22 protein-coding genes are annotated in these 22,645 nt (G+C 70.0%); 17 read left to right on the top strand and 5 right to left on the bottom strand.

Annotated elements, in window-relative coordinates:
* The 9 genes from J3S20_RS29105 to J3S20_RS29065 all read left to right on the top strand — a co-directional run.
* Positions 1 to 852: ATP-binding protein (locus J3S20_RS29105; RefSeq protein WP_216840437.1), on the top strand; the 852-nt coding region annotated here is incomplete at its 5' end.
* A gap of 16 nt (positions 853 to 868) precedes the next feature.
* On the top strand, positions 869 to 1,537 hold the full coding sequence (locus J3S20_RS29100) for a hypothetical protein (protein WP_216840436.1): 669 nt from the start codon (positions 869 to 871) through the stop codon (positions 1,535 to 1,537).
* A 17-nt stretch (positions 1,538 to 1,554) separates the two neighbouring features.
* Positions 1,555 to 3,231, top strand: a complete 1,677-nt coding sequence (locus tag J3S20_RS29095) for a DEAD/DEAH box helicase (RefSeq protein WP_216840435.1) — start codon at positions 1,555 to 1,557, stop codon at positions 3,229 to 3,231.
* 165 nt (positions 3,232 to 3,396) lie between these two features.
* Positions 3,397 to 3,606, top strand: coding sequence for a DUF6511 domain-containing protein (locus J3S20_RS30640; RefSeq protein WP_246603391.1), 210 nt, complete (start codon positions 3,397 to 3,399; stop codon positions 3,604 to 3,606).
* Entirely contained in the window at positions 3,606 to 4,373 is a 768-nt protein-coding gene (locus J3S20_RS29085; protein ID WP_216840433.1) for a hypothetical protein, read from the top strand. The genes J3S20_RS30640 and J3S20_RS29085 overlap by 1 nt, the downstream gene beginning before the upstream one ends.
* Positions 4,325 to 6,775: an AAA family ATPase gene (locus tag J3S20_RS29080; RefSeq protein WP_343215331.1), complete on the top strand. Its 2,451-nt coding sequence runs from the start codon at positions 4,325 to 4,327 to the stop codon at positions 6,773 to 6,775. The genes J3S20_RS29085 and J3S20_RS29080 overlap by 49 nt, the downstream gene beginning before the upstream one ends.
* 308 nt (positions 6,776 to 7,083) lie before the next feature.
* Positions 7,084 to 7,632 (top strand): crossover junction endodeoxyribonuclease RuvC, encoded by a 549-nt coding sequence (locus J3S20_RS29075; protein WP_216840432.1) that lies wholly within the window; start codon positions 7,084 to 7,086, stop codon positions 7,630 to 7,632.
* Positions 7,629 to 7,859: a hypothetical protein gene (locus J3S20_RS29070; RefSeq protein WP_216840431.1), complete on the top strand. Its 231-nt coding sequence runs from the start codon at positions 7,629 to 7,631 to the stop codon at positions 7,857 to 7,859. The genes J3S20_RS29075 and J3S20_RS29070 overlap by 4 nt, the downstream gene beginning before the upstream one ends.
* Positions 7,849 to 8,403, top strand: coding sequence for a DUF6456 domain-containing protein (locus J3S20_RS29065; RefSeq protein WP_216840430.1), 555 nt, complete (start codon positions 7,849 to 7,851; stop codon positions 8,401 to 8,403). Before J3S20_RS29070 ends, J3S20_RS29065 begins: the two co-directional genes overlap by 11 nt.
* 108 nt (positions 8,404 to 8,511) lie before the next feature.
* On the opposite strand, the gene J3S20_RS29060 is transcribed toward J3S20_RS29065, so the two are convergent.
* A complete protein-coding gene (locus tag J3S20_RS29060) occupies positions 8,512 to 9,210 on the bottom strand; it encodes a hypothetical protein (RefSeq protein ID WP_216840429.1) in 699 nt (232 codons plus the stop codon).
* Positions 9,211 to 9,629: 419 nt separating this feature from the next.
* Here J3S20_RS29060 and J3S20_RS29055 point away from each other — a divergent pair, with 419 nt between their 5' ends.
* Together J3S20_RS29055 and J3S20_RS29050 are read left to right on the top strand one after the other, a co-directional pair.
* Entirely contained in the window at positions 9,630 to 11,108 is a 1,479-nt protein-coding gene (locus J3S20_RS29055) for a site-specific DNA-methyltransferase (protein ID WP_216840439.1), read from the top strand.
* Positions 11,098 to 12,378, top strand: a complete 1,281-nt coding sequence (locus J3S20_RS29050; protein WP_216840428.1) for a site-specific DNA-methyltransferase — start codon at positions 11,098 to 11,100, stop codon at positions 12,376 to 12,378. The genes J3S20_RS29055 and J3S20_RS29050 overlap by 11 nt, the downstream gene beginning before the upstream one ends.
* A gap of 94 nt (positions 12,379 to 12,472) precedes the next feature.
* Here J3S20_RS29050 and J3S20_RS29045 read toward each other — a convergent pair whose 3' ends face one another.
* The 4 genes from J3S20_RS29045 to J3S20_RS29030 all read right to left on the bottom strand — a co-directional run bounded on the left by J3S20_RS29045 (position 12,473) and on the right by J3S20_RS29030 (position 15,010).
* The gene (locus tag J3S20_RS29045; RefSeq protein ID WP_216840427.1) at positions 12,473 to 13,375 is read right to left on the bottom strand and encodes a hypothetical protein; all 903 of its coding nucleotides are present in this window, start codon (positions 13,373 to 13,375) and stop codon (positions 12,473 to 12,475) included.
* An 82-nt stretch (positions 13,376 to 13,457) separates the two neighbouring features.
* Positions 13,458 to 13,661: a hypothetical protein gene (locus tag J3S20_RS29040; protein ID WP_216840426.1), complete on the bottom strand. Its 204-nt coding sequence runs from the start codon at positions 13,659 to 13,661 to the stop codon at positions 13,458 to 13,460.
* Positions 13,662 to 13,836: 175 nt separating this feature from the next.
* Entirely contained in the window at positions 13,837 to 14,676 is an 840-nt protein-coding gene (locus J3S20_RS30635) for a DUF3489 domain-containing protein (RefSeq protein WP_246603390.1), read from the bottom strand.
* A 97-nt stretch (positions 14,677 to 14,773) separates the two neighbouring features.
* Positions 14,774 to 15,010, bottom strand: coding sequence for a hypothetical protein (locus J3S20_RS29030; protein ID WP_211849185.1), 237 nt, complete (start codon positions 15,008 to 15,010; stop codon positions 14,774 to 14,776).
* A 125-nt stretch (positions 15,011 to 15,135) separates the two neighbouring features.
* Here J3S20_RS29030 and J3S20_RS30630 point away from each other — a divergent pair, with 125 nt between their 5' ends.
* The 6 genes from J3S20_RS30630 to J3S20_RS29000 form a co-directional block, all read left to right on the top strand.
* Positions 15,136 to 15,714, top strand: coding sequence for an elements of external origin (locus J3S20_RS30630; RefSeq protein WP_246603389.1), 579 nt, complete (start codon positions 15,136 to 15,138; stop codon positions 15,712 to 15,714).
* A complete protein-coding gene (locus J3S20_RS29020; protein WP_216840425.1) occupies positions 15,714 to 17,684 on the top strand; it encodes a phage terminase large subunit family protein in 1,971 nt (656 codons plus the stop codon). Before J3S20_RS30630 ends, J3S20_RS29020 begins: the two co-directional genes overlap by 1 nt.
* 13 nt (positions 17,685 to 17,697) lie before the next feature.
* Positions 17,698 to 17,934, top strand: coding sequence for a phage head-tail joining protein (locus tag J3S20_RS29015; protein WP_216840424.1), 237 nt, complete (start codon positions 17,698 to 17,700; stop codon positions 17,932 to 17,934).
* The gene (locus J3S20_RS29010) at positions 17,934 to 19,400 is read left to right on the top strand and encodes a phage portal protein (RefSeq protein WP_216840423.1); all 1,467 of its coding nucleotides are present in this window, start codon (positions 17,934 to 17,936) and stop codon (positions 19,398 to 19,400) included. The genes J3S20_RS29015 and J3S20_RS29010 overlap by 1 nt, the downstream gene beginning before the upstream one ends.
* On the top strand, positions 19,397 to 20,890 hold the full coding sequence (locus J3S20_RS29005) for a ubiquitin-activating E1 FCCH domain-containing protein (protein ID WP_216840422.1): 1,494 nt from the start codon (positions 19,397 to 19,399) through the stop codon (positions 20,888 to 20,890). The genes J3S20_RS29010 and J3S20_RS29005 overlap by 4 nt, the downstream gene beginning before the upstream one ends.
* Positions 20,891 to 20,915: 25 nt before the next feature.
* On the top strand, positions 20,916 to 22,645 hold a 1,730-nt coding region (locus J3S20_RS29000; RefSeq protein ID WP_216840421.1), incomplete at its 3' end, for a phage major capsid protein.

The following is a 22,645-nucleotide window of genomic DNA, read 5'->3' as shown; positions in this document are numbered from 1 at the left end:
GACGAGCGGCAGGCTGAGGCGCGCGGCATCAAGGCCGTGATCTTCGGCAAGAGCGGCATCGGCAAGACCTACCTCCTCCTTACGCTCGATGAGGGCAGCACGCTCTTCATCGACCTCGAGGCGGGCGATCTCGCCGTGCAGCACTGGCGTGGCGCATCCATCCGCCCGCGCACCTGGGAGGAATGCCGCGACCTCGCGCTGTTCCTGGCCGGCCCCAACCCCGCGTTGCGCGACGACCAGCCCTATTCCGCCGCGCAGTATGCGCGCGTCCTGCAGGCCTATGGCGATCCGGCGCGCATGGACGGCTTCGCCACCATCTTCGTGGACAGCATCACGGTCGCCGGCCGGCTCTGCTTCCAGTGGTGCCGCGGTCAGCCCGAGGCGCATTCGGAGAAGACCGGCAAGCCCGACATTCGCGGCGCCTACGGCCTGCATGGCCGCGAGATGATCGCCTGGCTCACGCATCTGCAGCATGCGCGCGGGCGCAACGTGATCTTCGTCGGAATCCTCGACGAGAAGCTCGACGATTTCAATCGCCGCGTCTTCGTGCCGCAGATCGACGGCAGCAAGACCGGCCTCGAGCTGCCCGGCATCGTCGATCAGGTCATGACGCTGGCCGAGATCAAGCCGGACGCCGCTCCCGGCCAGCCTGCGGTCGCATCCTTCCGAGGTCTGGTCTGCCAGACGCTCAACCCCTGGGGCTATCCCGCGAAGGATCGCAGCGGCCGGCTCGACATGCTGGAGCCGCCGCATCTCGGGCAGCTCTTCCAGAAAATCCGCAGCCCATCGCCGCCGATCGACGTGCACGGCGCGCCGTCGATCGCGCTGCCCGCCCCCACCCCCAACACCTGATCGGAGCAGAAGCACCATGGCTGCCTGGAACGACTACAACGACGCTCAGTCCAACCCGAACCTGATCCCCAAGGGGACGCTGGCGAAGGTCCGCCTCACCATCCGCCCCGGCGGCTTCGACGATCCGAGCCAGGGCTGGACTGGTGGCTACGCCACGCGCGGCAGCACTGGCGCCGTCTATCTCAATGGCGAGTTCACCGTGCTGGAGGGACCCTACGCCAAGCGCAAGGTCTTCACGCTGATCGGCCTCCACAGCCCGAAGGGGCCGGAATGGGCGGGGATGGGCCGCAGCTTTCTGCGCGGGATGCTGAACTCCGCCCGCGGCATCTCCGACAAGGATGTCTCGCCCCAGGCGCAGGCGGCGCGCCGCATCGGTGGCTTCGCGGATCTCGATGGCCTCGAGTTCGTGGCCAAGATCGAGCACGGCACCGATGCGGGCGGCGAGACCAAGAACGAAATCCGCATGGCGGTGACGCCGGACCATCGCGATTACGCGCAGGCGATGGGACGCACCGCTGCGCCGGCCGGATACGCACCACCGGCCTATGCCCCGCCGGCACAGGGCTACGCCCCGCCCGCGCACACGGCGCCGCCCGCCGCGCCGGCCATGCACCAGGGCGCCTTCCCGGCCTCGGCACAGCAGCCCGCTCCTGGCACCGATCCGCGTCCCGCCTGGGCGCGCTGAGGGAGGGCCGCACCAGCATGATGCTCCGCCCCCGCCAGAAGCTCTTCGTCGAGCGCAGCCTTCGTGCGCTCGGCGAGCACGGCAACACCCTCGGCGTCGCCCCGACCGGCGCCGGCAAGACGATCATGCTGTCGGCGGCGGTGGGCGAGCATATCGGCAGCAGTGCCGCCAAGGCCGCGGTCCTCGCGCATCGGGATGAGCTGACGACGCAGAACATGGCGAAGTTCCGTCGCGTGAACCCGGGCGTCTCGACCTCGGTGGTGGATGCCGGCCAGAAATCCTGGGGCGGCCAGGTCACTTTCGCCATGGTGCCGACCTTGACGCGCCAGGCGAACCTCGAGGCAATGCCGGCGCTGGACCTGCTGGTGATCGACGAGGCGCATCACGCCGTCGCCGACAGCTATCGCCGCATCATCGACCGCGCCCTGGATCGCAACCCGGCCTGCCGCATCTATGGCGTCACGGCCACACCGAACCGCGGCGATAAGATCGGGCTGCGCCAGGTCTTCTCCAACGTTGCCGACCAGATCCGCCTCGGCGAACTTATTGCCTCCGGCCACTTGGTGGCACCCCGCACCTTCATTATCGATGTCGGCGTCCAGGATGAGCTCCGCGCGGTGCGCCGCAGCGGCGACGATTTCGACATGGGCGAGGTCGCCCGTGTCATGGACACGGTGCCGGTCACGGACGCCGTGGTGAAGCACTGGCAGGAGAAGGCCGGCGGCCGCCAGACGGTAGCCTTCTGCTCCACCATCGCCCATGCCGAGCACGTCGCCGCTGCCTTCAACGCGGCTGGCGTCCCCACCGTCGTGGTCACCGGCGACATGCCGGAGGGCGAGCGCCGCTCCGTCCTGGCCGCCTATGCGAAGGGCGAGGCGCGCATTGTCGTCAACGTGGCGGTGCTGACCGAGGGCTGGGACCACCCGCCCACCTCCTGCGTCGTGCTGCTGCGGCCCAGCTCGTTCAAGTGCACGATGATCCAGATGGTGGGCCGCGGGCTGCGCACCGTCGATCCGGTCGAGCATCCCGGCATCGTCAAGCGCGACTGCATCGTCCTCGACTTCGGCATCTCCTCACAGATCCACGGCTGCCTGGAGCAAGACGTGGATCTCGACAGCCAGCCCGGCGAAGGTGAGCCGCCGACGAAGACCTGCCCCTCCTGCGAGGCTGAGGTGCCGATCGCAGTGATGGAGTGCCCGATCTGCGGGCACGCCTTCGAACCCCGTGGGCGCGAGACGGCGCCGCTCACCGACTTCATCATGACGGAGATTGATCTCCTCCGGCGCTCTGCCTTCCAGTGGTGCGATCTGTTCGGCGATGACGCCGCGCTGCTGGCCAATGGCTTCAACGGCTGGGCGGGCATCTTCTTCCTGAACGGAGCCTGGCACGCGGTCGGCGGGGCGAAGGAGGAGCGGCCGCGCCTGCTGTCCATCGGCGAGCGGCTGGTGGCGCTCGCCGCGGCGGACGACTGGCTGAACGCCTACGAGACCGACGAGAGCGCCCACAAGAGCCGGCGCTGGCTGCGGGAGCCGCCGACCGAACGCCAGCTGATCCATCTGCCCCCGGCGGCACGGGCCGATCTCGGCATGACCCGGTACCAGGCCTCGGCGCTGCTCACCTTCAAGTTCAACCGCCAGGCCATCCAGCATCTCGTGCGTAGCGCCCAGCCCGCGGCGCTGGGGCAGGCCGCATGATCGATGGCCCGCTCCCCGGAACCGCCCTGCGCCGTCTGCTCCCGCCCGGCGCGTGGCTTTGGCTGGTTCGACCCGGCGCCGCGGAAGAAGCCGCGGCCCTCGGTCTGCTTCTGCTGCATCGCCTGCCAGGGCTTCTGGTCGCGCTTGGCGGGGAGGTCGTCCGCCATGGTTGACCTCACCGAGCAGGAGAAGGCGGCGATGCGCGCCGCCATGCGCCGCGTCGCGGAGACCATGGCCGAGATCGGCTGGGGCACCCGCTTCCAGGAGCTGAGCGAGGCGCAGGTGCTGACGCTGATCGAGGTCGCCGTCGGCGGCTTCCAGGAGGCGATGCAGGCGATCGCCCGGCAGGACGCTGCGACGGAGGTGCCGTTCTGATGCTCGACTTCAACAGCCGCAGCCAGACCTCAGCGCATGTGAATGCCGCCATCGACGCGGCGCTGGTCGCCGCCAATCAGGCGACGCCGCCGCGCAGCTACCTGGGCGGCTCCCGCCTCGGCCATGCCTGCGAGCGCGCGCTGCAGTTCGAGTTCGTGAAGGCGCCGAAGGATGAGGGCGCAGATTTCGACGGGCGGCTGCTGCGCATCTTCGGGATCGGCCACGCGCTGGAGGACGTGGCCGTTGCCTGGCTGCGGGGAGCCGGCTTCGATCTCTACACCCGTCGCGGCGGTAGCGAGCACGGCGATCAGTTCGGCTTCTCGGTCGCGGGCGGTCGCATCCGCGGCCATGTCGATGGCGTCTTCGCTGGCGGCCCGACCATCCCCGGCATGGCGTTCCCGGCGCTATGGGAATGCAAGACCATGAACGCCAAGGCCTGGCGCGAGACGTCCAGCAAGGGCGTCGCCGTGGCCAAGCCGATCTATGCGGCGCAGATCGCGGTCTACCAGGCCTATATGGACGCCAGCGTCCCGGGCGTGGCGGACAATCCTGCCCTCTTCACCGCCATCAACAAGGACACGGCGGAGCTGCACCACGAGCTGGTGCCGTTCAACGCGGAGCTGGCGCAGCGCATGTCGGACCGGGCCGTGCGCATCCTGGCCGCGACCGATGCTGGCGAATTGCTGCCCCGGGTCGCGAACCAGGCCGATCACTTCGAGTGCCGCTTCTGCCCCTGGGCCAAACGGTGCTGGGTGCAGCCTGCATGACGGCATGGGGCGACTTCAACGATGCCGCGCCGCTGCCGGATGAGGGCTTGAACGAGCTTCCCATCGCCGGGCAGATCGCCCTCGATCGACTTCCCGGTGCAGGGCAGCCGATGCCGGCGGCCGTTGGATCCATCGCGCCGGACATCGAGCAGATCGCCGCCTTCCTCGAGGTGGTGTTTGGCTATTGCGATGGGCTGATCCCGGTCCGCGGCTTCGTCGACCATGGCCAGGGCCTCGACACCAAGCCGCACAACATCTGGGTGCCGGCCGATCGGCACGCCGCCGCATCTCTCAGCGCGTATGCCACCTGGGCCGCGCGCGAAGGCAGCGCCGTCTATGTCATCCCCGGCACCGTCGCCGAGCAGGGCCAGGCCCGCGCCGAGCATGTGCTGCAGATGCAGACCGTGGTGGTCGACCTCGATGCCGGCGACATCGCAGCCAAGCTGGCGCACCTGGTCCACCACCTGGGCCCGCCCACCCTCCTGGTCGAAAGCGGCGGCCGCACCGCCGAGGGTGCCGCCAAGCTCCATGCCTGGTGGCGGCTCACCGAGCCGGCCGAGGGTGAGGACCTGGCGCGCCTCTGCACGCTGCGGGGCGAGATCGCGGAGAAAGTCGGTGGCGACCTGCACTTCCGCTCCGCGCACCAGCCGATCCGCGTGCCCGGGACGATCCACCAGAAGCACGGCGTGCAGCGGCGCGTCACGATCCGGGAGCACCGACCCAGGGTCGAGGTCGAGCTCCCCGACTTCGCCGCGGCAGTGGCGGCCATGCCCACCATGCCGGGGCTCGCGGCGCCCACCGCCGCCCCAGGCGCAACCCGCCCCGGCCTCGATGCGGTCCTGACCACGCCGGTGCGGGAAGCCGCCCAGGACGCATGGACGCGCTTCCAGGGCGCCAGCGCGGCCATTGGGCACTTCGTTCGCATGGTCCACGAGGGCCGTATCACCGGCGACGAGGGCTGGGAGGCGATCTGCCAGTACAATGCCGCCTGCCTCCGCCCGGCCTGGCCGCTGGACCGGCTCAAGACAGAGGCTGACGCGATCTGGGCCCTGCACGTCGACCGCAACGGGCAGCCCCTGCTCCGCGCCGCGGCCCCGCCGCACAGCGCCATCGCCGCGCACACGCTCGGCGCGCTGCTCGACGACAAATCCCCCATGCCGGACGACCTGATCGGTCCGCGCCTGCTGACCCCGGGTGGGATGCTGGTGCTCGGCGGCGCGCCCAAGGTCGGCAAATCCGACTTCCTGATCAGCCTGCTGGTGCATGCCGCCGCCGGCGCGCCGTTCCTGCGCTTCACGGCACCACGCCCGCTGCGCGTGTTCTATCTCCAAGCCGAGATCCAGTACCACTACCTGCGCGAGCGCCTGCAGCAGCTCCGGCTGGACCCCGCCGTCGTGGCCCGCGCGCGCGATACCCTCGTGGTCACCCCGAAGCTGCGCATGTTGCTCGATGACCAGGGCGTGCCCCTCGTGGCCGCGGCCATCCGTGCCGCATTCCCCGACGCGCCGCCAGACATCATCTGCATCGATCCCATCCGCAATCTCTTCGACGGCGGGCCGGCAGGCGAAGGGGAGAACGACAACGCGGCGATGATGTTCTTCCTGCAGGGCCGGGTCGAAGCGCTGCGCGACCAGGTCGCCCCCGAGGCGGGCATCATCCTCGCCCACCACACGAAGAAGCTCAGCAAGCAGCAGGTGAAGGACGATCCCTTCCTGTCGCTCTCCGGCGCCAGCGCGCTGCGTGGCTACTACACCTCGGGCGCTATCCTGTTCCGCCCCGACGAGGATCAGACCGAGCGCGAGCTGCATGTCGAGCTCCGCAACGGACCCGGTCTCGAGCCGATGCTGGTCGACAAGATCGCGGGCCGCTGGGTGGAATTCGATCGCCGCGGCGAGCGCCTGGTCAGGCAGGACATCGGACGCAAGCTCGATGCCGAACGGCTGCGCAAGCAGGATGTGATCCTCGGCATCCTGCTCGATGAGGCAGCTGAAGGCCGGCTCTATTCCACCATGCAGCTGGCCGAGAAATTCGAGAACAAGGTCGGGCTTGGGAGCAAGCATACGATCCGCGAGCGGTTGAGCGTGCTCGCCACGAAGGGCTTCGTGAAGTTCCGCCGAGACGGCACCGAGTTCGGCCTTGGCGTCGTTCGGTCGCGCTTCGGGTACCTCTGCGTGGAGGGCATGACCTTCGGCCCCGAGATCGAAACCGTGGATCCGCAGACCGGCGAGGTGACCACCAGCGCCCGCCGCGTCCTGCCCAGCCACTTCAAATGCCCCCAATCCGGCAACTGCCTGGACGTCGAAAATCCGGAGGTCTGGGTCTACCCGGAAGGCGTCTTGGACGACCTCACTCCTGAGGAGTTAGGCCTAACTCCTCACTCCTCCCCGAAGACAACGCCATGAAATCAAAGGCTTGGGAGGATAGAGGAGTTAGGTCCCTAACTCCTCCCGCTTCACACCTAACTCCTCTTTTTCCGTTTCGGATCAGAGGCTTGTGCCGGCTGGAGGAGTTAGGTGTTGCTCCCACCCCCTACGGGGGTGTGCGTGCGCGCCTTATCGGCGCGCGCACACCACAGCTCGGGCGATCGGGTTGGGCGCGTGGACCGCCCCCACTGGGGCCACCCCACGCCAAGCCGGGCAGCGACGGCGAGCTCCGCCAAGAACCGCGCCGTCGCCGCCCTCACCAGGATCATCCCCTCTCGGAGACCACCATGGCACCCGCGACTCTCACCATGCCCGCCGCCCATGCAAGCGGCCCCCCCATCGCCCTCCCGCCCGCGATCAGCCTGGCGCACCACGCCGTGCTCGCCCTCGACCTCGGCACCACCACCGGCTGGGCGCTGCGCCGCCACGACGGGGGCATCACCTCGGGCACGATGACCTTCAAGCCCACCCGCTTCGAGGGTGGGGGGATGCGCTTCCTGCGCTTCCGTGGCTGGCTGACTGAGCTGGCTGCCCTGTCCGGCGGTGTGGCACGGATCGTGTTCGAGGAAGTCCGCGCCCATGCCGGCACCGATGCGGCGCACATCTACGGCGGCTTCCTCGGCATACTTACCGCTTGGTGCGAGGAGCACGACGTCCCCTACGAGGGCGTTCCGGTCGGCACGATCAAGCGCTACGCCACCGGCAAGGGCAACGCCGACAAGGCGAAGATGGTCGCCGCCATCCAGGCTCGCGGCTTTGCACCGGCCGACGACAACGAGGCGGATGCCATCGCCCTTCTGCTCTGGGCGACCGACCCCACGGGAGGCCGGGCATGAGCATGCACGGCGCACCACTGCCGCCCCGGTCCTGCCTCGACCACGGCACGCGCAGTCCGACCAACGACAGCGAGGTGAACGCCATGCGCGCCGCCGCCTGGCATCGGCACGGCGTGGCCGCGCTGCCTGTCGCCGAGATCACCGACGACTGGCTCCGTCAGGCCATCACCAACGAGGCCAACCGACGCTGGGGGCGTCGTCACGGGGAGAACCACCATGGCCGGTAAGCGCAAGCCCAAGGTGGCGAAGCCGAAGCTCGACGATCTGGCGAAGCCGTCGAAGTGGCGGCTACAGCATGGTGGCTTCTCGGAGCCGATCCGCGAGGCGGATCCCGAGACCGGCAGCCCAGTCCAGCATCGCCGCGCCGTGGACACGCTCGGGCTGATGTTGGCCAACGGCAATATCACCCCGCAGATGCATGAGGCGGGCTGCATCTTCCGCACGCTATTCCGCAGCGCCGCGATCGACAGCATGTCAACGTCGCAGCTGATTCGGCTGCCGGGCTCGACAGCAGACCGGCTCTCCAACCGCCAGCTCGAGGCGCGCCGCCGCGTGCTCGCGGCGCTGGATGCGCTCGGTGGGCACGATAGCCCAGCCGGCTCCTGCGTCTGGTTTGTCGTGGGCCTCGAGATGTCGGTTCGTGAATGGGCCGCACGTCGAGGCTGGAGCGGCAGGCCAGTGCCGCAGCCGATCGCGGGCGGCATGCTGGTCGCAGGCCTTGGCATCCTGGCTATGCATTTCGGGCTGACGCCACGGTTACAGGCAGCGTGAGAGAATCCTCACGAGGCCGCGTGCGTGATGGGTTCGACCCGGACTTCAGCTCAGGTCGGGTTTTGGCTCATGGCGGGAGGCGGTGGAGGCCGGCCCGTTCTGTCTGGCTCAACTTGAGTGCGGAACTGGCGTGTGAACCGCTTCTACCGGAACGCGCAGAGCGGTACGCAGGCCGACAACAGCCGGCGCGTTCAGAAGGAACCAAGCGGTCCCCAGCGCTTCCAAGAAAACGACGGAGAGGCCGTTACCCCCGACCCGCAGAACGTGACCGACTTTCGTTAGATGATGGTCAATCTCGTCGAACTTCGCCATGTCGTCGGAATGGTGGGCGCCGCCGCACTTGTTAGCGACGTATCGCACCGTCTCCTCGCGCTTGAGCACCTTGCCCACAAAGGCAAGGCAGGGAAGCTGCCCGAACCGGCCGAGCTTCACTTCGCTCAATGCGTGCGTTTCTGGCGACGCCGAGATCTGTCGCTCGAACTGAGACCTGTGGGGGCTCTGAATTCCGGGCTCTCGATAGAAATAATGTGGCCTGACGTGCGCCCTGCCAACCTCGTACCCGCCGCAGGCAAACAGCAGCGCTTGGTCGATAGGCACGCCATCCAGTGTCGGCGCTGGGATGAGAAGTGGGACACCTGCAGCGTGCGCGACCTGGGCAAGCGCACCGTCGAAAAGAAAACGCAGCGACAGGCTTGCTCTGATCGCTTCAGACGCACCCGGACAGGGCTCCTTCATCAGAGCATCCAGGGCATCGAGATGAATGCGTACAACCTCAGCGCGGCGGATCAGTACGTCGTCTCGAACCATTTGCTCTAGACCCCTCAGGAATGGAACGCGGGCGCACCCATCGTATCGCGGCACATGGCCGGTTCACCAAGACCAGACTTCACCGGCAAGCCTCGACGGTCCTGGAAGAGGCGGATGCAGCGGGCAGAATCCGAAAGCCAGATCCCGGACCATGCCGGACCGTGTTACAATAGGTCCCCTGGCGGCGCACAAATCGAGTTGGCTATGTTGGTGACACGTCGAGAAGGTGCGTCGAGCACCGCGGCTCCCGAGCCACTCGCCAGTTGATCAGCCACTGTGGCTCTCGAACCGCAGGGTCCTTCCTGGCCCCGCTGTATGCGGGGGGCGGAAGCGCGCAAGGTTCCTAGCGCCAGGCCAGTTTTCCAGGTTGCCAGGTTGCCAGCGGCGCCGCCCTCCATTCCATCATCACGCAGGTGCAGATGCCTCAGGCCCCCTGGGCTGCGAGCGCCGTCGAGGCGCGCGCGGTCGCCGCGCTGCTGCCCTATGCTGGCAACGCGCGCACGCATTCCGCCGACCAGGTGGCGCAGATCGCGGCCAGCATCCTCGAGTTCGGCTTCGTCGCGCCGGTCCTGGTGGACGAGCGTGGCGAGATCATCGCCGGCCATGGTCGGCTGCTGGCCGCGAAGTCCCTCGGCCTCGACACTGTGCCGACGATCGTCCGCGGCGGCCTGACCGAGGCCCAGAAGGCAGCGTATCGCCTCGCCGACAATCGCATCGCGCTGAATGCCGGCTGGGACGAAGCGCTGCTCGCGGCCGAGGTCGCGAAGCTGCAGGAGATGGGCGGCGTCGACCTGGCGCTGACCGGCTTCGACGGCGCCGAGATCGAGCGGCTGCTGGCTGGGCTGGAAACCGAGGCCGGCAACCTGACGGCGCCGGCGGTTGCCAGCGTTGCCGAGCCGGCCCCTGGCAACCAGCCGGACGCGGATGGCGCCGAGCCGGTTGCGGATCCCGCGGATGCCGAACCGGAGCCGCCACGCCAGGCCGTCACGCGGGTCGGCGACATCTGGCTGCTGGGCGAGCATCGCCTGGCCTGCGGCGACAGCACGAACCGCAGCACCGTGGCGCGCGTCATGGCTGCGGATCGCGCGGCGCTGCTCTTCACCAGCCCGCCCTACGGGAACCAGCGGGACTACACCACCGGCGGCGTCTCGGATTGGGACGCGCTGATGCAGGACGTGTTCCAGCATCTCGACGGCGCGCTGCGCCGCGACGCGCAGGTGCTGGTGAATCTCGGGCTGATCCACCGCGAGGGGGAATGGCAGCCGTATTGGCAGGGCTGGCTCGACTGGATGCGGGCGCAGGGCTGGCGGCGCTTCGGGCTCTACGCTTGGGACCAGGGGCCCGGTCTGCCCGGCGACTGGAACGGCCGCCTCGCGCCGGCCTTCGAGTTGGTCTTCCACTTCAATCGCGAGGCGCGCCAGGCCAACAAGATCGTGCCGTGCAAATGGGCCGGCACGCCGAACAAGGGCAGCGGGCTCCGCGCCGCCGACGGCGAGGTGAAGGCCTACACCCACATCGGCCTGCCGGTGCAGGAGATGCGCATCCCGGACAGCGTGCTGCGCATCACCCGCCACAAGGGTCGTGGCATCGAGACCGAGCACCCGGCGGTGTTCCCCGTCGCGCTGCCAGAGTTCCTGATGCGCGCCTACACGGACGAGGGCGACGTCGTGTTCGAGCCGTTCGGCGGCTCCGGCACAACCATCCTCGCCGGCCAGCGCGCGGGTCGGCGCGTCCGCGCCATCGAACTCGCAGCGGCCTATGTCGACCTGGCGATCGCGCGCTGGCGCATGCTGCATCCCGACGTGCCGGTGATCCTGGACGATGGCGGGCACGGCATCGGCCCAGATTACGACGCCGTGGCCGTGACCCGTGGGGAGGCGACGGCCGATGCTGCCTGATCTCCGCGTCGAGATGATGCCTGTGGCGGCGCTCGCACCCTACGCCGCGAACGCCCGGCTCCATCCCACCGAGCAGGTGGCGCAGCTCGCCGCCTCGATCGGTGAGTTCGGCTTCAACGTCCCGGTGCTGGTGGACGACGCGGGGGTGCTGATTGCCGGCCATGGCCGCGTGCTCGCCGCGAAGGCGCTCGGCCTCGAGGAGGTGCCCGCCATCCGGCTCGGGCACCTGTCCGAGGCGCAGGCGCGGGCGTTCCGGCTGGCGGACAACCAGCTGGCGCTCAACTCCACCTGGGATGAGAGCCTGCTCGCTGCCGAGTTGCGGGCGCTGCGCACCGACGAGTTCGACCTCGGGCTGATCGGCTTCGACGGTGCGACGCTGGATCGGCTGCTGGGTGATGCCACGCAGGACGCACCCGCGCCGGGCGGGGCTCCTGACGCGCCGGCGCCAGAGCCGCCGGAGGCGCCCGTCACCCGGCCCGGAGATCTCTGGCTGCTCGGGCCGCATCGCCTGCTATGCGGCGACGCCACCAGCGCCAGCGATGTGGCCCGGCTGCTGGACGGCGCGCGGCCGCACCTGATGATCACGGACCCGCCTTACGGGGTGAACTACGATCCGGAGTGGCGGAACGAGGCTGGTGTCTCGGCCACGATGCGCACCGGCAAGGTGACGAATGACGACCGCGCCGACTGGCGCGAGGCCTGGGCGCTTTTCCCCGGCGACGTCGCCTATGTCTGGCACGCGGGCGTGCACGCGCGCACGGTGATCGAGAGCCTCGAGGCCGCCGGCTTCGCCGTGCGGAGCCAGATCGTCTGGGCGAAGTCGCGCTTCGTGCTCGGGCGAGGCGACTACCACTGGCAGCACGAGCCCTGCCTCTATGCGGTGCGCAAGGGAGCGACCGGCCACTGGCAAGGCGCGCGCGACCAGGCGACGCTCTGGCCGATCGGCATCGACGGCGACGAGGACGCGGCGACGGTCCACGGCACGCAGAAGCCGGTGGAGTGCATGCGCCGGCCGATGCTGAACAACAGCGCGCCAGGCGACGCGGTCTACGAGCCCTTCTGCGGCAGCGGCAGCACGATCATCGCGGCGGAGACTACGGGCCGCCTCTGCTACGCGATGGACATTGACGCACGCTACCTCGACGTAGCCGTGCGGCGCTGGCAGGCCTTCACCGGGCGGGCCGCCGTGCTTGCCGGTGAGGAGAGGGTCTTTGAGGACATCGCCGCCGGTCGACTTGCGAGAACGGTCGAGGCATCTTTCCCCGTATGAAACTGGCGGGCACCGGTTAGGGCGGAGCAGCGACTGAGCAGGGCCAGACTTGCAGCGCATGTCTCGGCCTCAAGAGCGCAAACAACTGCAGGTGTCATGCTGGCAAGAAGCCGTCGCGCTCCAGTTTCAACCTCGCCAGCGAAAGCCCATTCAGCACGATTGCGGCCGTCGGATGCGCGAGGTGCTCATCAAGTCTTGTGCCATTCTTCGCGAGCCCTCGAAGCTCGCTGAGCCATGCAGCAGCCTGCCGGCACGCTGCATAATCAGGGTTGCCCATAGCCTGCTGCACTTGCTGCCAATCGTGTCGGTCCTTCCGGACGATGCGATTGAACATGCCCTTTGCTTCGCTAATCGCCTCCAAACCTTCCGGCGAGGTCGAGCGTGTGTCGAAGATTCGTAGCACGCCGAGGCAGGCGGCTAGGTAGCGTGGGCCCATACGTTCAGAGATGGGGTAGCTCCCGAAGCGGCGATGTGCCGTTGGTGGGAGCTCGACCGGCTGGACAAGGGACTGCTCCACCATCGCGCCCACCGCGTTTGCGGTAGGTTCGACGATGAGTGTCAGTGAAAGGTGATCTTGTTCAGCGGTTTCGGCCTGAAGCTGGCGTGCATGAATCCAGCCGACGTCAGTCGGGCGCTTGATCCACGTATCTCGCCATGCGTTCCGCGGGCCGCCGCTGATCACTCGGACAAACTCGCCCGGACTCGTCGGTTTGCCATCGTAGATCAACTCGTTGCCCTTCACCGTCGCTATGTGGGTCTTCTGCTCGTAGGTGAATGAAATCAGCGATCCGTCGGGTAGAAAGACGGTTTTCCATCGGTAGCCAGGGCCCTGCTCCGCCTGGGGTTCGGCGGCCGTCGGGATAGCTGATCCGAATTTTTCGTCGAGGGCTTCCCGAGCAAGGGCCTGCACGCTCAACCCACGTGCCGCAGCTGTAGTCTTCAGGGCTTGGAACGTATCGACTGGCAGATTTACTTGCAGTCGCACATGTCGCGTCACCAGTCGCTTCCCTTCTTTTTGGACGTGAAGCGAGGAGGCGCCATCCCCGCAACACGCGAACGTCAAGTCGGTCTGCGCTCGTTCAGTCGTCGTTTGCCTCTTCGCTATCGTCCGTCCATTCGAGCCAGTTGGCACCGCAGGCACCGAGCGTGGCGCCAGCGGCCGTGAGCGCGGCCCCGACCGGGCCGGCAGCAACACCCATACCGGCAGTGGCACTGCCGATGGCGACCCATTGCGACTTTGACGGCCGCCAGCCGCGGGCCTTCCGGGTGATCTTCCTAGACATGAGGTGGTCTTCTCCGTCGCGGGTGATTCCGCAGCGCAGATCTAATTCGACAGTTAGAGACACGTCAACGAAAAAAGGCGTTGGGCAAAATGAGGCGGTGAATCGGGTCTGGCTCGTCTTCGGAAGGCTCGGCGCGGCCAGTCGATCCGCGCCGACGCCCTGATATGTCGTCCCCCTAATCCCGGGTGCGATAGACGCTGTAAGACCCGCGCGCGCCCTCCTTGTTCGGCCCGACCTGGCGGACCCGCTCCAGCACCTGCACCTCGATCCCCTGGCGCTTCTTCAGCCCCGCGAAGAACCCGCGGACCGTATGCGCCGCCCAGCCCGTAGCCTCCGCGATCTGCGCGACCGTCGCCCCCTCGGGCCGGCGCAGCATGGCCAGCACCTGCTCCTGCTTCGTGCCCTCGCGCGGCTTCCGCGGCGCGCCGGGCTCGCGGATGGCGCGCGCCGGCTTCGCCAGGATCCCGCGCAGGGCGTCCATCGCGTCCGTCAGGTCGTAGCGCTGGTTGGCCTCGTCGTCCCAGGCGTCGAGGACCCGCTGCGCGGCGTCGCGCAGGCTCGCGCGCGGGGCGGGCGTGGGCGCGGCCTGGGCGGCTTCCGGCGCCGGGGCATCCTCACCCTGCGGCGCCTCCTCCTCCGCGTCCGCGGGCGCCGTGTCCGCCACCGTCGCGACGGCCTCCGCGGCGGCGCGGCGCTCGCCGTTGCGGCGGGCGATGGCCTCGGGGCTCTGCTCGTCCTCCTCGCGCGCGTCGCCCGCGTTAGGGTCGATGCCGATGGCGCGCAGCCCCTCGTCCGTGATGCGCGCCACGATCCAGGTCCCGTCCTCATCCTGTCGCCAGGCGAGCCCGACATGCTCCCGCGGGGCGTTGATCTCCGTGAGCAGGTTGTTCTTGATCAGGCTGCGGAACACCGCGTTGCGGGCGGCGGCCGGCAGGGTCTTCGGCGCGCGGGCGAGTCCCATCTCGTGCTGCGCCGCGGCGCTCAGGATCACGCGCTGGGTATCGGAAAGCTTCATCGTCGGGGTCTCCGGTTCGGCACCCGACCAGCCGGGTGCTACCACCCCGAGCCCCGCAGGCCTTGCCTGTCGGGGCGGTGGCGGCAGGCGCGGCGCGCTATTCGGCGAATTCGCCGCGCTTGAAGTAGCAATCCGTCACGCTCGCCAGTCTGCTGTTCCAGTGTTCGAGCGTCGCGGCCTTGCCCCAGAGAACCTCCTCGGGATCCGCGCCAAAGTGATCCGCGCTCATCTGCTGAAGCTCGGCGACCATCGCGTCGAAGCGCGCCTTCTGCTGCAGGAAGGCTTCGAGACTCTTCTGCTGATTGCGGGCGGCGCGGGCTTCGCGGTCGGTCATGTTCGTCTCCGTCGTGATGCAGGGCATCCCCTGCTCGTGACGGACCATTCGCGCTGCGGCGGGGGCTGAGCCAAGCGCCATCGGCACGACGGCGATTGCTTTCTTCGAGGGGTCTCGATCACATCATGATCGCCACCGCGCAGCCGGGCCGCGTGGCCTCGCAGCGCGAGGTGGCGCGCCGCCTCGGCATCTCCCACACGGCGCTGCAGAAGGCGCAGCGCGCCGGCCGCATCGCGCCCGAGGCCGACGGCGCCTGGGATGTCGAGAAGGTTCGCGCGCGGCTGGCGGACAGCAGCGATCCTGTCCGGAAGACCGCGACTCTGGTGCAGCCAGCAGTGGCAGCACCCCGGCCCGCATCGCCGCCGCCTGTCGCCGCGATTCCGCCGGCCGCCGATCCCCTGCCGCGCGCCGCCCAGAACACCTTCCACGATGCGCGCACGGCGAACGAGGTCCTGAAGGCGCAGGAGCGTCGGCTACGGCTCGACGAACGAAAGGGCAAGCTGGTCGACAAGGCTCGCGCGCTCCTGCTCGTGCACCGGCTCGCCAAGGAGGAGCGCGACGCCATCCTAGCCTGGCCCGCCCGCGTCGCTGCCGAGATGGCGGCCGAGCTCGGCGTCGATGTGCATCGGCTGCAGACCATGATGGACACGCGCCTGCGCCAGCACCTGGCCGAGCGGCACGATGTCCGAGTGAGCGTCGGTTGATGGTGGGCGAGCATCTGCTCGACGAGCTCGGCCGCTTCGAGGGCGACGCCGAAATACTGCAGGCGTGGCGCGACGGCATGGCGCCGGAGCCGGCGCTGCTCGTGTCGGAATGGGCCGACCGACATCGCCTGCTCGGCAGCCGCGGCTCCGCCGAGCCCGGGCCGTGGCGCACCGCACGCACGCCCTATCTGCGCGAGATCATGGACGCGCTGTCGCCGGCGCACCCGGCACGGCGCGTGGTCTTCATGAAGGGCGCGCAGGTCGGCGGCACCGAGTGCGGCAACAACTGGATCGGCTACGCCATCCACCACGCGCCGGGGCCGATGCTCGCGGTGCAGCCGACGACTGAACTGGCCAAGCGCTTCTCAGACCAGCGCATCGATCCACTGGTGGAGGAGACGCCCGCGATCCGGGAACGGGTGGCGCCGGCGCGCTCGCGCGACAGCGGCAATCGCCAGCTCTCGAAGGAATTCCCCGGCGGGCAGCTGGTGATGACCGGCGCCAACAGCGCGGTCGGGCTGCGCTCGATGTCGGCCCGCTTCCTGTTCCTCGACGAGATCGACGCCTATCCCGGCGACGTCGAGGGCGAAGGTGACCCGATCGCATTGGCCGAGGCACGGGCCCGCACCTTCGGCTGGCGGCGCAAGATGCTGCTGGTCAGCACGCCGACCATCGCCGGGCTGTCGCGAATCGAGCGCGAGTACCTGGCGAGTGACCAACGGCGCTATTTCGTGCCCTGCCCGCATTGCGGCCACCGCCAGCATCTGCGCTTCGAGCGGCTGGTCTGGGACGAGGGCCAGCCGGAGACGGCGCGGTATCTCTGCGAGGATTGCGACGGGGCGATCGGGGAGCAGCACAAGGCGGCGATGCTGGCCGCGGGGGAGTGGCGGGCCACCGCCACGGCGTCGGACCCGCACGCCGTCGGCTTCCACATCTCGGCGCTCTACTCGCCGCCCGGATGGATGCCCTGGTCGGAGATCGCCCGGCTCTGGCTCGCCGCGCAGGGCGACGACCGGGCCATCAAGACCTTCCGGAACACCGTGCTAGGCGAGACCTGGCAGGAAGCGGGCGAGGCGCCGGACTGGCAGCGGCTCTATGACCGCCGCGAGAACTGGACGGCGGGCACCGTGCCGATGGGCGGGTTGCTACTGACGGCCGGCGTGGACGTGCAGCGCGACCGGCTCGAGGCGAGCCTCTGGGCCTGGGGGCAGGACCGCCAGTCATGGCTGGTCGAGCACCGCGTGCTGGCCGGGAACCCGTTCGAGGCGGCGGTCTGGGAGGAGCTGCGGCTGCTGCTGGGCGAGACCTGGCGACACGCCAGCGGGCACCGACTGCCTGTGGCGATGGCGGCGATCGACAGCGGCGACGGCATGACCACCGCGGAGGTCTACGCCTTCGTGCGGCGGGCCGGCGCGGGCCGCGCGATCGCCGTGAAGGGCCAGGACGGGCTGCGCGCCGCGGTCGGTCAGCCGGCCGCGACAGAGGTGCGGCAGAACGGCCGCAAGCTCGGCGGCCTGAAGGTCTGGCCCGTGGGATCCTCCTTCCTGAAGGCCGAGACCTACGGCTGGTTGAAGCTCGACCGGCCGACGGAGGAGAGCGGCGATCCCTTCCCGCCGGGCTACGTGCACCTGCCGGTGTATGCGGCGGGCGAGGAGTTCTGCCGCCAGATCACGGCGGAGCAGTTGGTGGCCCGTGCTGGGCGGAACGGCTTCCGCCGGCTGGAGTGGGTGAAGACCAGGGAACGCAACGAGGCGCTCGACTGCCGCGTCTATGCGCGCGCAGCCGCTGCGGTGCTCGGCATGGATGGCTGGGGCGACGGGCGCTGGGCGCGTATGGCGGATGCGCTGTCGCTGCCGGCGGCCGAACTTCCCACCAGCGGGAATGTCGCTCGGCCACCACCCGCGCAGGCCGCACCCGACACCCATCGCCCGCGCGGATGGCTTGCGCCGCGCAGCGGCTGGCTGCGCTGAAGGGAGGACGCGCATGGATCCGACCGTCCTCGCCTGGGCGCTGGCGCAGCCCGCCGGCAGCCGCGCCGCTGCCCTGGCCGCCGCCTACACGGGCGGCACGACCCGCGTGACCTTCGACGGACGGACCGTGGAGTACCGCAGCCTCGATGAGCTCGGCCGGGCGCTCGCCGTGCTGCGCGGCGCGGAGATGACGACGGCGCGCCGGCCGTCCGTCACGCTGGCCAGCTTCTCTCGCGGGGGAAGCACGTGATGGGCCGGCTACGAGACGCGTGGAACGCGCTCCGGGGCTATGCCGCGGCGCAGGACCAGCGTGCCTCCGCCTGGGCACCGTCCGGCGGCAGCGCGACGGCCGAGGTCGGCACCGCCGCAGCGACGGTCGCGCGGCGTGCGCGCGATGCTGTGCGCAACGATCCCTATGCCAGCCGCATCGTCGACCTCTGGACCGGCAACGCGGTCGGCGCCGGCATCACCACCCGCTGGCCCGACAACGCACACAGCCGCGCCTGGCAGCGCTGGGCGGAGAGCACGGCCTGCGACGCCGAGGGGCGGCTCGACCTTTACGGCCTGCAGGCGCTGGTCATGCGGGCGGTGGTCGAGAGCGGTGAGTGCTTCGTGCGTTTCCTCATGGTGCTTCCGTCGCCCGCCAATCCGATCGGCCTGCGGCTGCAGGTGCTGGAGAGCGACCACCTCGACACGGCGCGGAACGGCATCGTCGACGGGGCCGCGACCATCCAGGGCATCGCCCTCGGCGAGGCCGGCGAGCCGGTCGGCTACTGGCTGCACCGGGTGCATCCCGGCGCGGCCTGGATCCTGCCGGGCTCGACCTGGCTCAGCAGCGAGCGCATCCCGGCCAGCGATGTGCTGCACATCTACCGCAAGCGCCGCCCAGGCCAGCTGCGCGACGTCTCCTGGCTCGCGCCGGTGCTGCTGCGGCTGCGGGATCTCGGCGACTACGAGGCCGCCCTGCTGATGAAGGCGAAGATCGAGGCCTGCCTGGCTGCGGTGGTGTCTGAGGAAGGCGACGAGGCGCTAACCGGCGCGGCAGCCGGGCTGCTCCGCGATGCACAGGGCCGGACGGTCGAGAGCTTCGAGCCCGGGATGATCCTCTACCGCCGCGGCATGGGCTCAGTGGAGGTGGTGAACCCGAGCGGGGGAGGCAGCCACGCCGCCTTTGCTCGCCGCGCCCTCGAAGCCGCCGCCGTGGGCGCGGGCCTCACCTACGACCAGGTCTCGGGCGACCTGACGCAGGCGAACTACTCATCGCTCCGCGCCGGCAAGATCGAGTTCCGCCGGCTCTGCGAGCAGGTCCAGTACGGCATGCTGATCCCGATGCTGGTGCGTCCCATCGCGGACCGCTTCCACCAACAGGGCGCGCTGCTCGGGCTGTGGGGCGCCGAGATGCCGGATGGCGTCAGCCACGTCCCGCCCGCGCACGAGATGATCGACCCGCTGAAGGACACCACCGCGCTGATCGCCCAGGTGCGTGCGGGCTTCGTGCCGCAGCCCGAGGCCGCCGGTGCCTTCGGCTACGACTTCCGCGCCGCGGTGGAGATGATCCGCGAGGCCAACGCGCTGCTCGACGAGGCCGGCATCTCGCTCGACACCGACCCGCGCCGCGTCGCGAAGTCCGGCGCCGCGCAGGACGCCGCGCAGATGGCCGCCGTCGAGATCGCCGCCACCGGCGCCGCGGCGCCTCCTGCAGGAGAACCCCGATGAACGCCGGCGCCTTCGACTGGACGGACGACATGCTCAAGATCAAGAGCATGCAGAAGAAGTTCCGCGACAGCTTCAACGGGACCGAGATCAACCCGGCCCGCTGGGACGTCGCGGCCAGCGGCAGCGGCATGGCGCTCGCGGTCGCCGACGGCACCGTCACCATCTCCACCGGCACGACCCTCGACGACGAGATCGTGCTGACCAGCCGCACCGTCTTCACCATCCCGCTGCGCGTCATGGTGGCGGTGAACCTCAGCCAGCGCATCGCCGGCCAGTCGGTCTGGCTCGAGCTGGTCTCCGTCGATCCGACCTCCGCCCAGCCGGACGGCCGCAGCGCCGCCGCCTGGCGCCTCGACGGCACCAGCCCGACGCTCGCGAATTACGAGGTGCAGAGCGAGGGCGCGCCGCGGCTCGTCAGCGCCTCCGCCTCGACCATCCCAACCACGGCCCCGGCGGGCTGGTCGGTGCTGGAGATCGAGCCGACCAATGACGAGTGCTGGTTCCACGGCCGGCAGATCGACACGACGGCGGCGCGGTCGAACTCCTATGTCCGCCACCAGCAGATCCCGGAGCCGAATGCGCTCTACCGCTTCCGGATCCGGGTGCGGAACCGGCAGTACGTCAACGGCATCTCGGCGGTGGCCAACAACGGCTCCGGCCTGGTGCGGATCACCCGCGCGGCGCATGGCTTCGCGACGAACGACGTGGTCACGGTCGCCGACGTCTCCGGCGTGCCGGGGGCGAACGGCACCTTCACCATCACCGTCATCGACGCCAACAGCTTCGACCTCGTCGGCTCGACCTTTTCGGGGGCCTACATCAACACCGGCTGGGCCTCGGTGAGCCGGAACCTGGCGCCGGCCTCGAGCACCGATGTGAAGGTGCAGTTCGTCACCATCGCGGACTACGCCGAACTCACCACCGAGATCACCGCAGGGCGCGGCCAGTCGGTCGCCGGCCAGGGGCTTGGGGTGAACGTGCTGAGCAGCATCGCGCCGACGCTGACGGCAGTGGGCGGCCAGGCGCGCAACACGAACGGCGCGCTGCCGGTGCTGGTCGCGACTGGGCTATCGGCCAACCCAACGGCGGTGACCACCGGCCGCGGCATCGACCTGCTGGCGACGCTGATCGGCGCGCTGGTGAACAAGCCCTTCTCGATCCCGGAGGCCGACTGGCAGTACGCCGGCGCCGCGGGCGGGATTACCGGCACGGCCGACGTGGTGCTGAAAGCGGCGGCCGCCGCCGGCGTCCGGAACTACGTCACCTCGATCGACCTGCGGAACGCCCACGCCACGGTGGCGACGGAGGTGGTGATCAAGGACGGGGCGACGGTGATCTGGCGGCAGCTGCTGCCGGCGGCGATGGCGACGCCGGTGGACATCACCTTCCCGACGCCGCTGCGCGGGACGGCGGCGACGGCCGTGAACTTCGCCTGCCTGACCACGGGCGCGCAGGTCTACGTCAACGCGCAGGGCTACGCCGCGCCGTAGCGGCGGCGGCCACCAGGAATCCACCATGACCGAGACGACCGAGCCGGGCGGCAGCGATGCCGCACCGGATGCTCCTGCCATGCCGATCGTGGCGCAGCGTGCGCTGGCGGCCCCAGCCACCGTCGATCGTGCCGCGCGCACCGTCGAGGTGGTGTGGTCGACCGGCGCCCGCGCCCGCAACTTCGTCCCGGCGCTTGGGATCATCACCGAGGAGCTGGAGATGGCGCCGAACGCGGTGCGCATGGACGCGCTGCGCTCGGGCCAGGCCCCGGTGCTGAACACCCACCGCCGCGGCGATGCCCGCGACGTGCTCGGCCGCGTCACCGCTGCCCGCCTCGAGCGCGGCCGCGGTTACGCCACGCTGCAGTTCAGCACCGCCGCCGATGTGGAGCCCGTCTGGCAGCGCATCGCCGACGGCACGCTCCGCGCGGTGAGCGTCGGCTATCGCGTGCACCGCTACGAGCCGCGGCCGGACGTCGCGACCGGCGAGACCGTCCACCGCGCCGTGGATTGGGAGCCCTTTGAGATCTCCGTCGTGCCGGTCCCGGTGGATCGCGAGGCGGCGGTCCGCGCGCAGGGGGAGCAGGGCCTCCCCGCGCCGGCGATCGAACCCGCCCTGCCTGACGAGGAACCCATCATGCCCGAGACGACGCCGGAGACCCCGGCTGCCCCGCCCGCGGCGCCGCCCTCCGCCGCGCCGTCCACGCCGCCCCAGGAGAATCCCGTGACCACTACGCCGAGCGCCCCGCCGCCCGAGCCCACCCGCGCCGCGCACGCGCCGGCCGCCCCGCCGACCGACCTCGACGCGATCCGCGCCGAGGCCGAGCGCGCCGTTGCCGAGCGCATCGCCAGCTACGAGCCGGTGCTCGCCGCCGCGCGCGGCCTGCTCCCCGCCGACACCATCGACGCGCAGCGCCAGGCGGCCATGCGCGATCGCGCCAGCCCTGAGGTGCTGCGCGCCCGCCTGTGGGAGGCCCTCACGCAGAGCCAGACCGCCCGCCCCACGCTGCCGGCCCGCCCGGAGAGCGGCCCCGGGCAGGACGATCCGGCGCAGCTGCTCGACGCCATGGCCGAGGCACTCGCCGCCCGTTCCATGCCGGGCTACCAGCCGCCGAGCACCGGCCCCGGCGCCGGCCGCCACGCCGAGTTCATGGGCTGGCGCCCCTCCGACATGCTGCGCGAGCTCCTCGCCCGCCGGGGCGATCGCAACCCGCCACGCAACCCGACGCTCCTCGCCGAGCGCGCCTTCCACACCAGCTCCGACTTTCCGGCCCTGCTCTCGGCCGCCGCCAACAAGATGCTGCTCGCCGCCTACCAGCCGGCGCAGCCGACCTACCGGCAGATCTTCCTCCGCCGCGATTTCCGGGACTTCAAGCCGCACCGGCACCTGCGCATCGGCGACTTCCCGACGCTCCTACCGCTGCTGGAGAATGGTGAGATCCAGGTCGGCACCATGTCCGAGAGCCAGGAGATCGTCGTCCTGCAGACCTTCGCGCGGCGTATCCGCGTCACGCGACCGATGCTGGTCAACGACGACCTCGGCGCCTTCACCGACTTCGCCGCCGCGATCGGGCGGCGCGTCGCCGAGTTCGAGAACGCCACCGCGTACCAGCTGCTGAACAGCGGCAATGGCGACGGCCCGACGCTCACCACCGGCAATGCCACGGTGTTTGGCACGGGCGCGGGGCGCGCGAACAAGGCCGGCGCGGGCTCTGCTCTCGACCTGCCGAACCTCGCCGTCGGCCGCGCGGCCAT

The organism is Falsiroseomonas tokyonensis, assembly GCF_019024325.1.
Taxonomy (GTDB): domain Bacteria; phylum Pseudomonadota; class Alphaproteobacteria; order Acetobacterales; family Acetobacteraceae; genus Falsiroseomonas; species Falsiroseomonas tokyonensis.
Note: the sequence above shows the minus strand (reverse complement) of the source record. Positions and strands in the feature narration are given on the sequence as shown.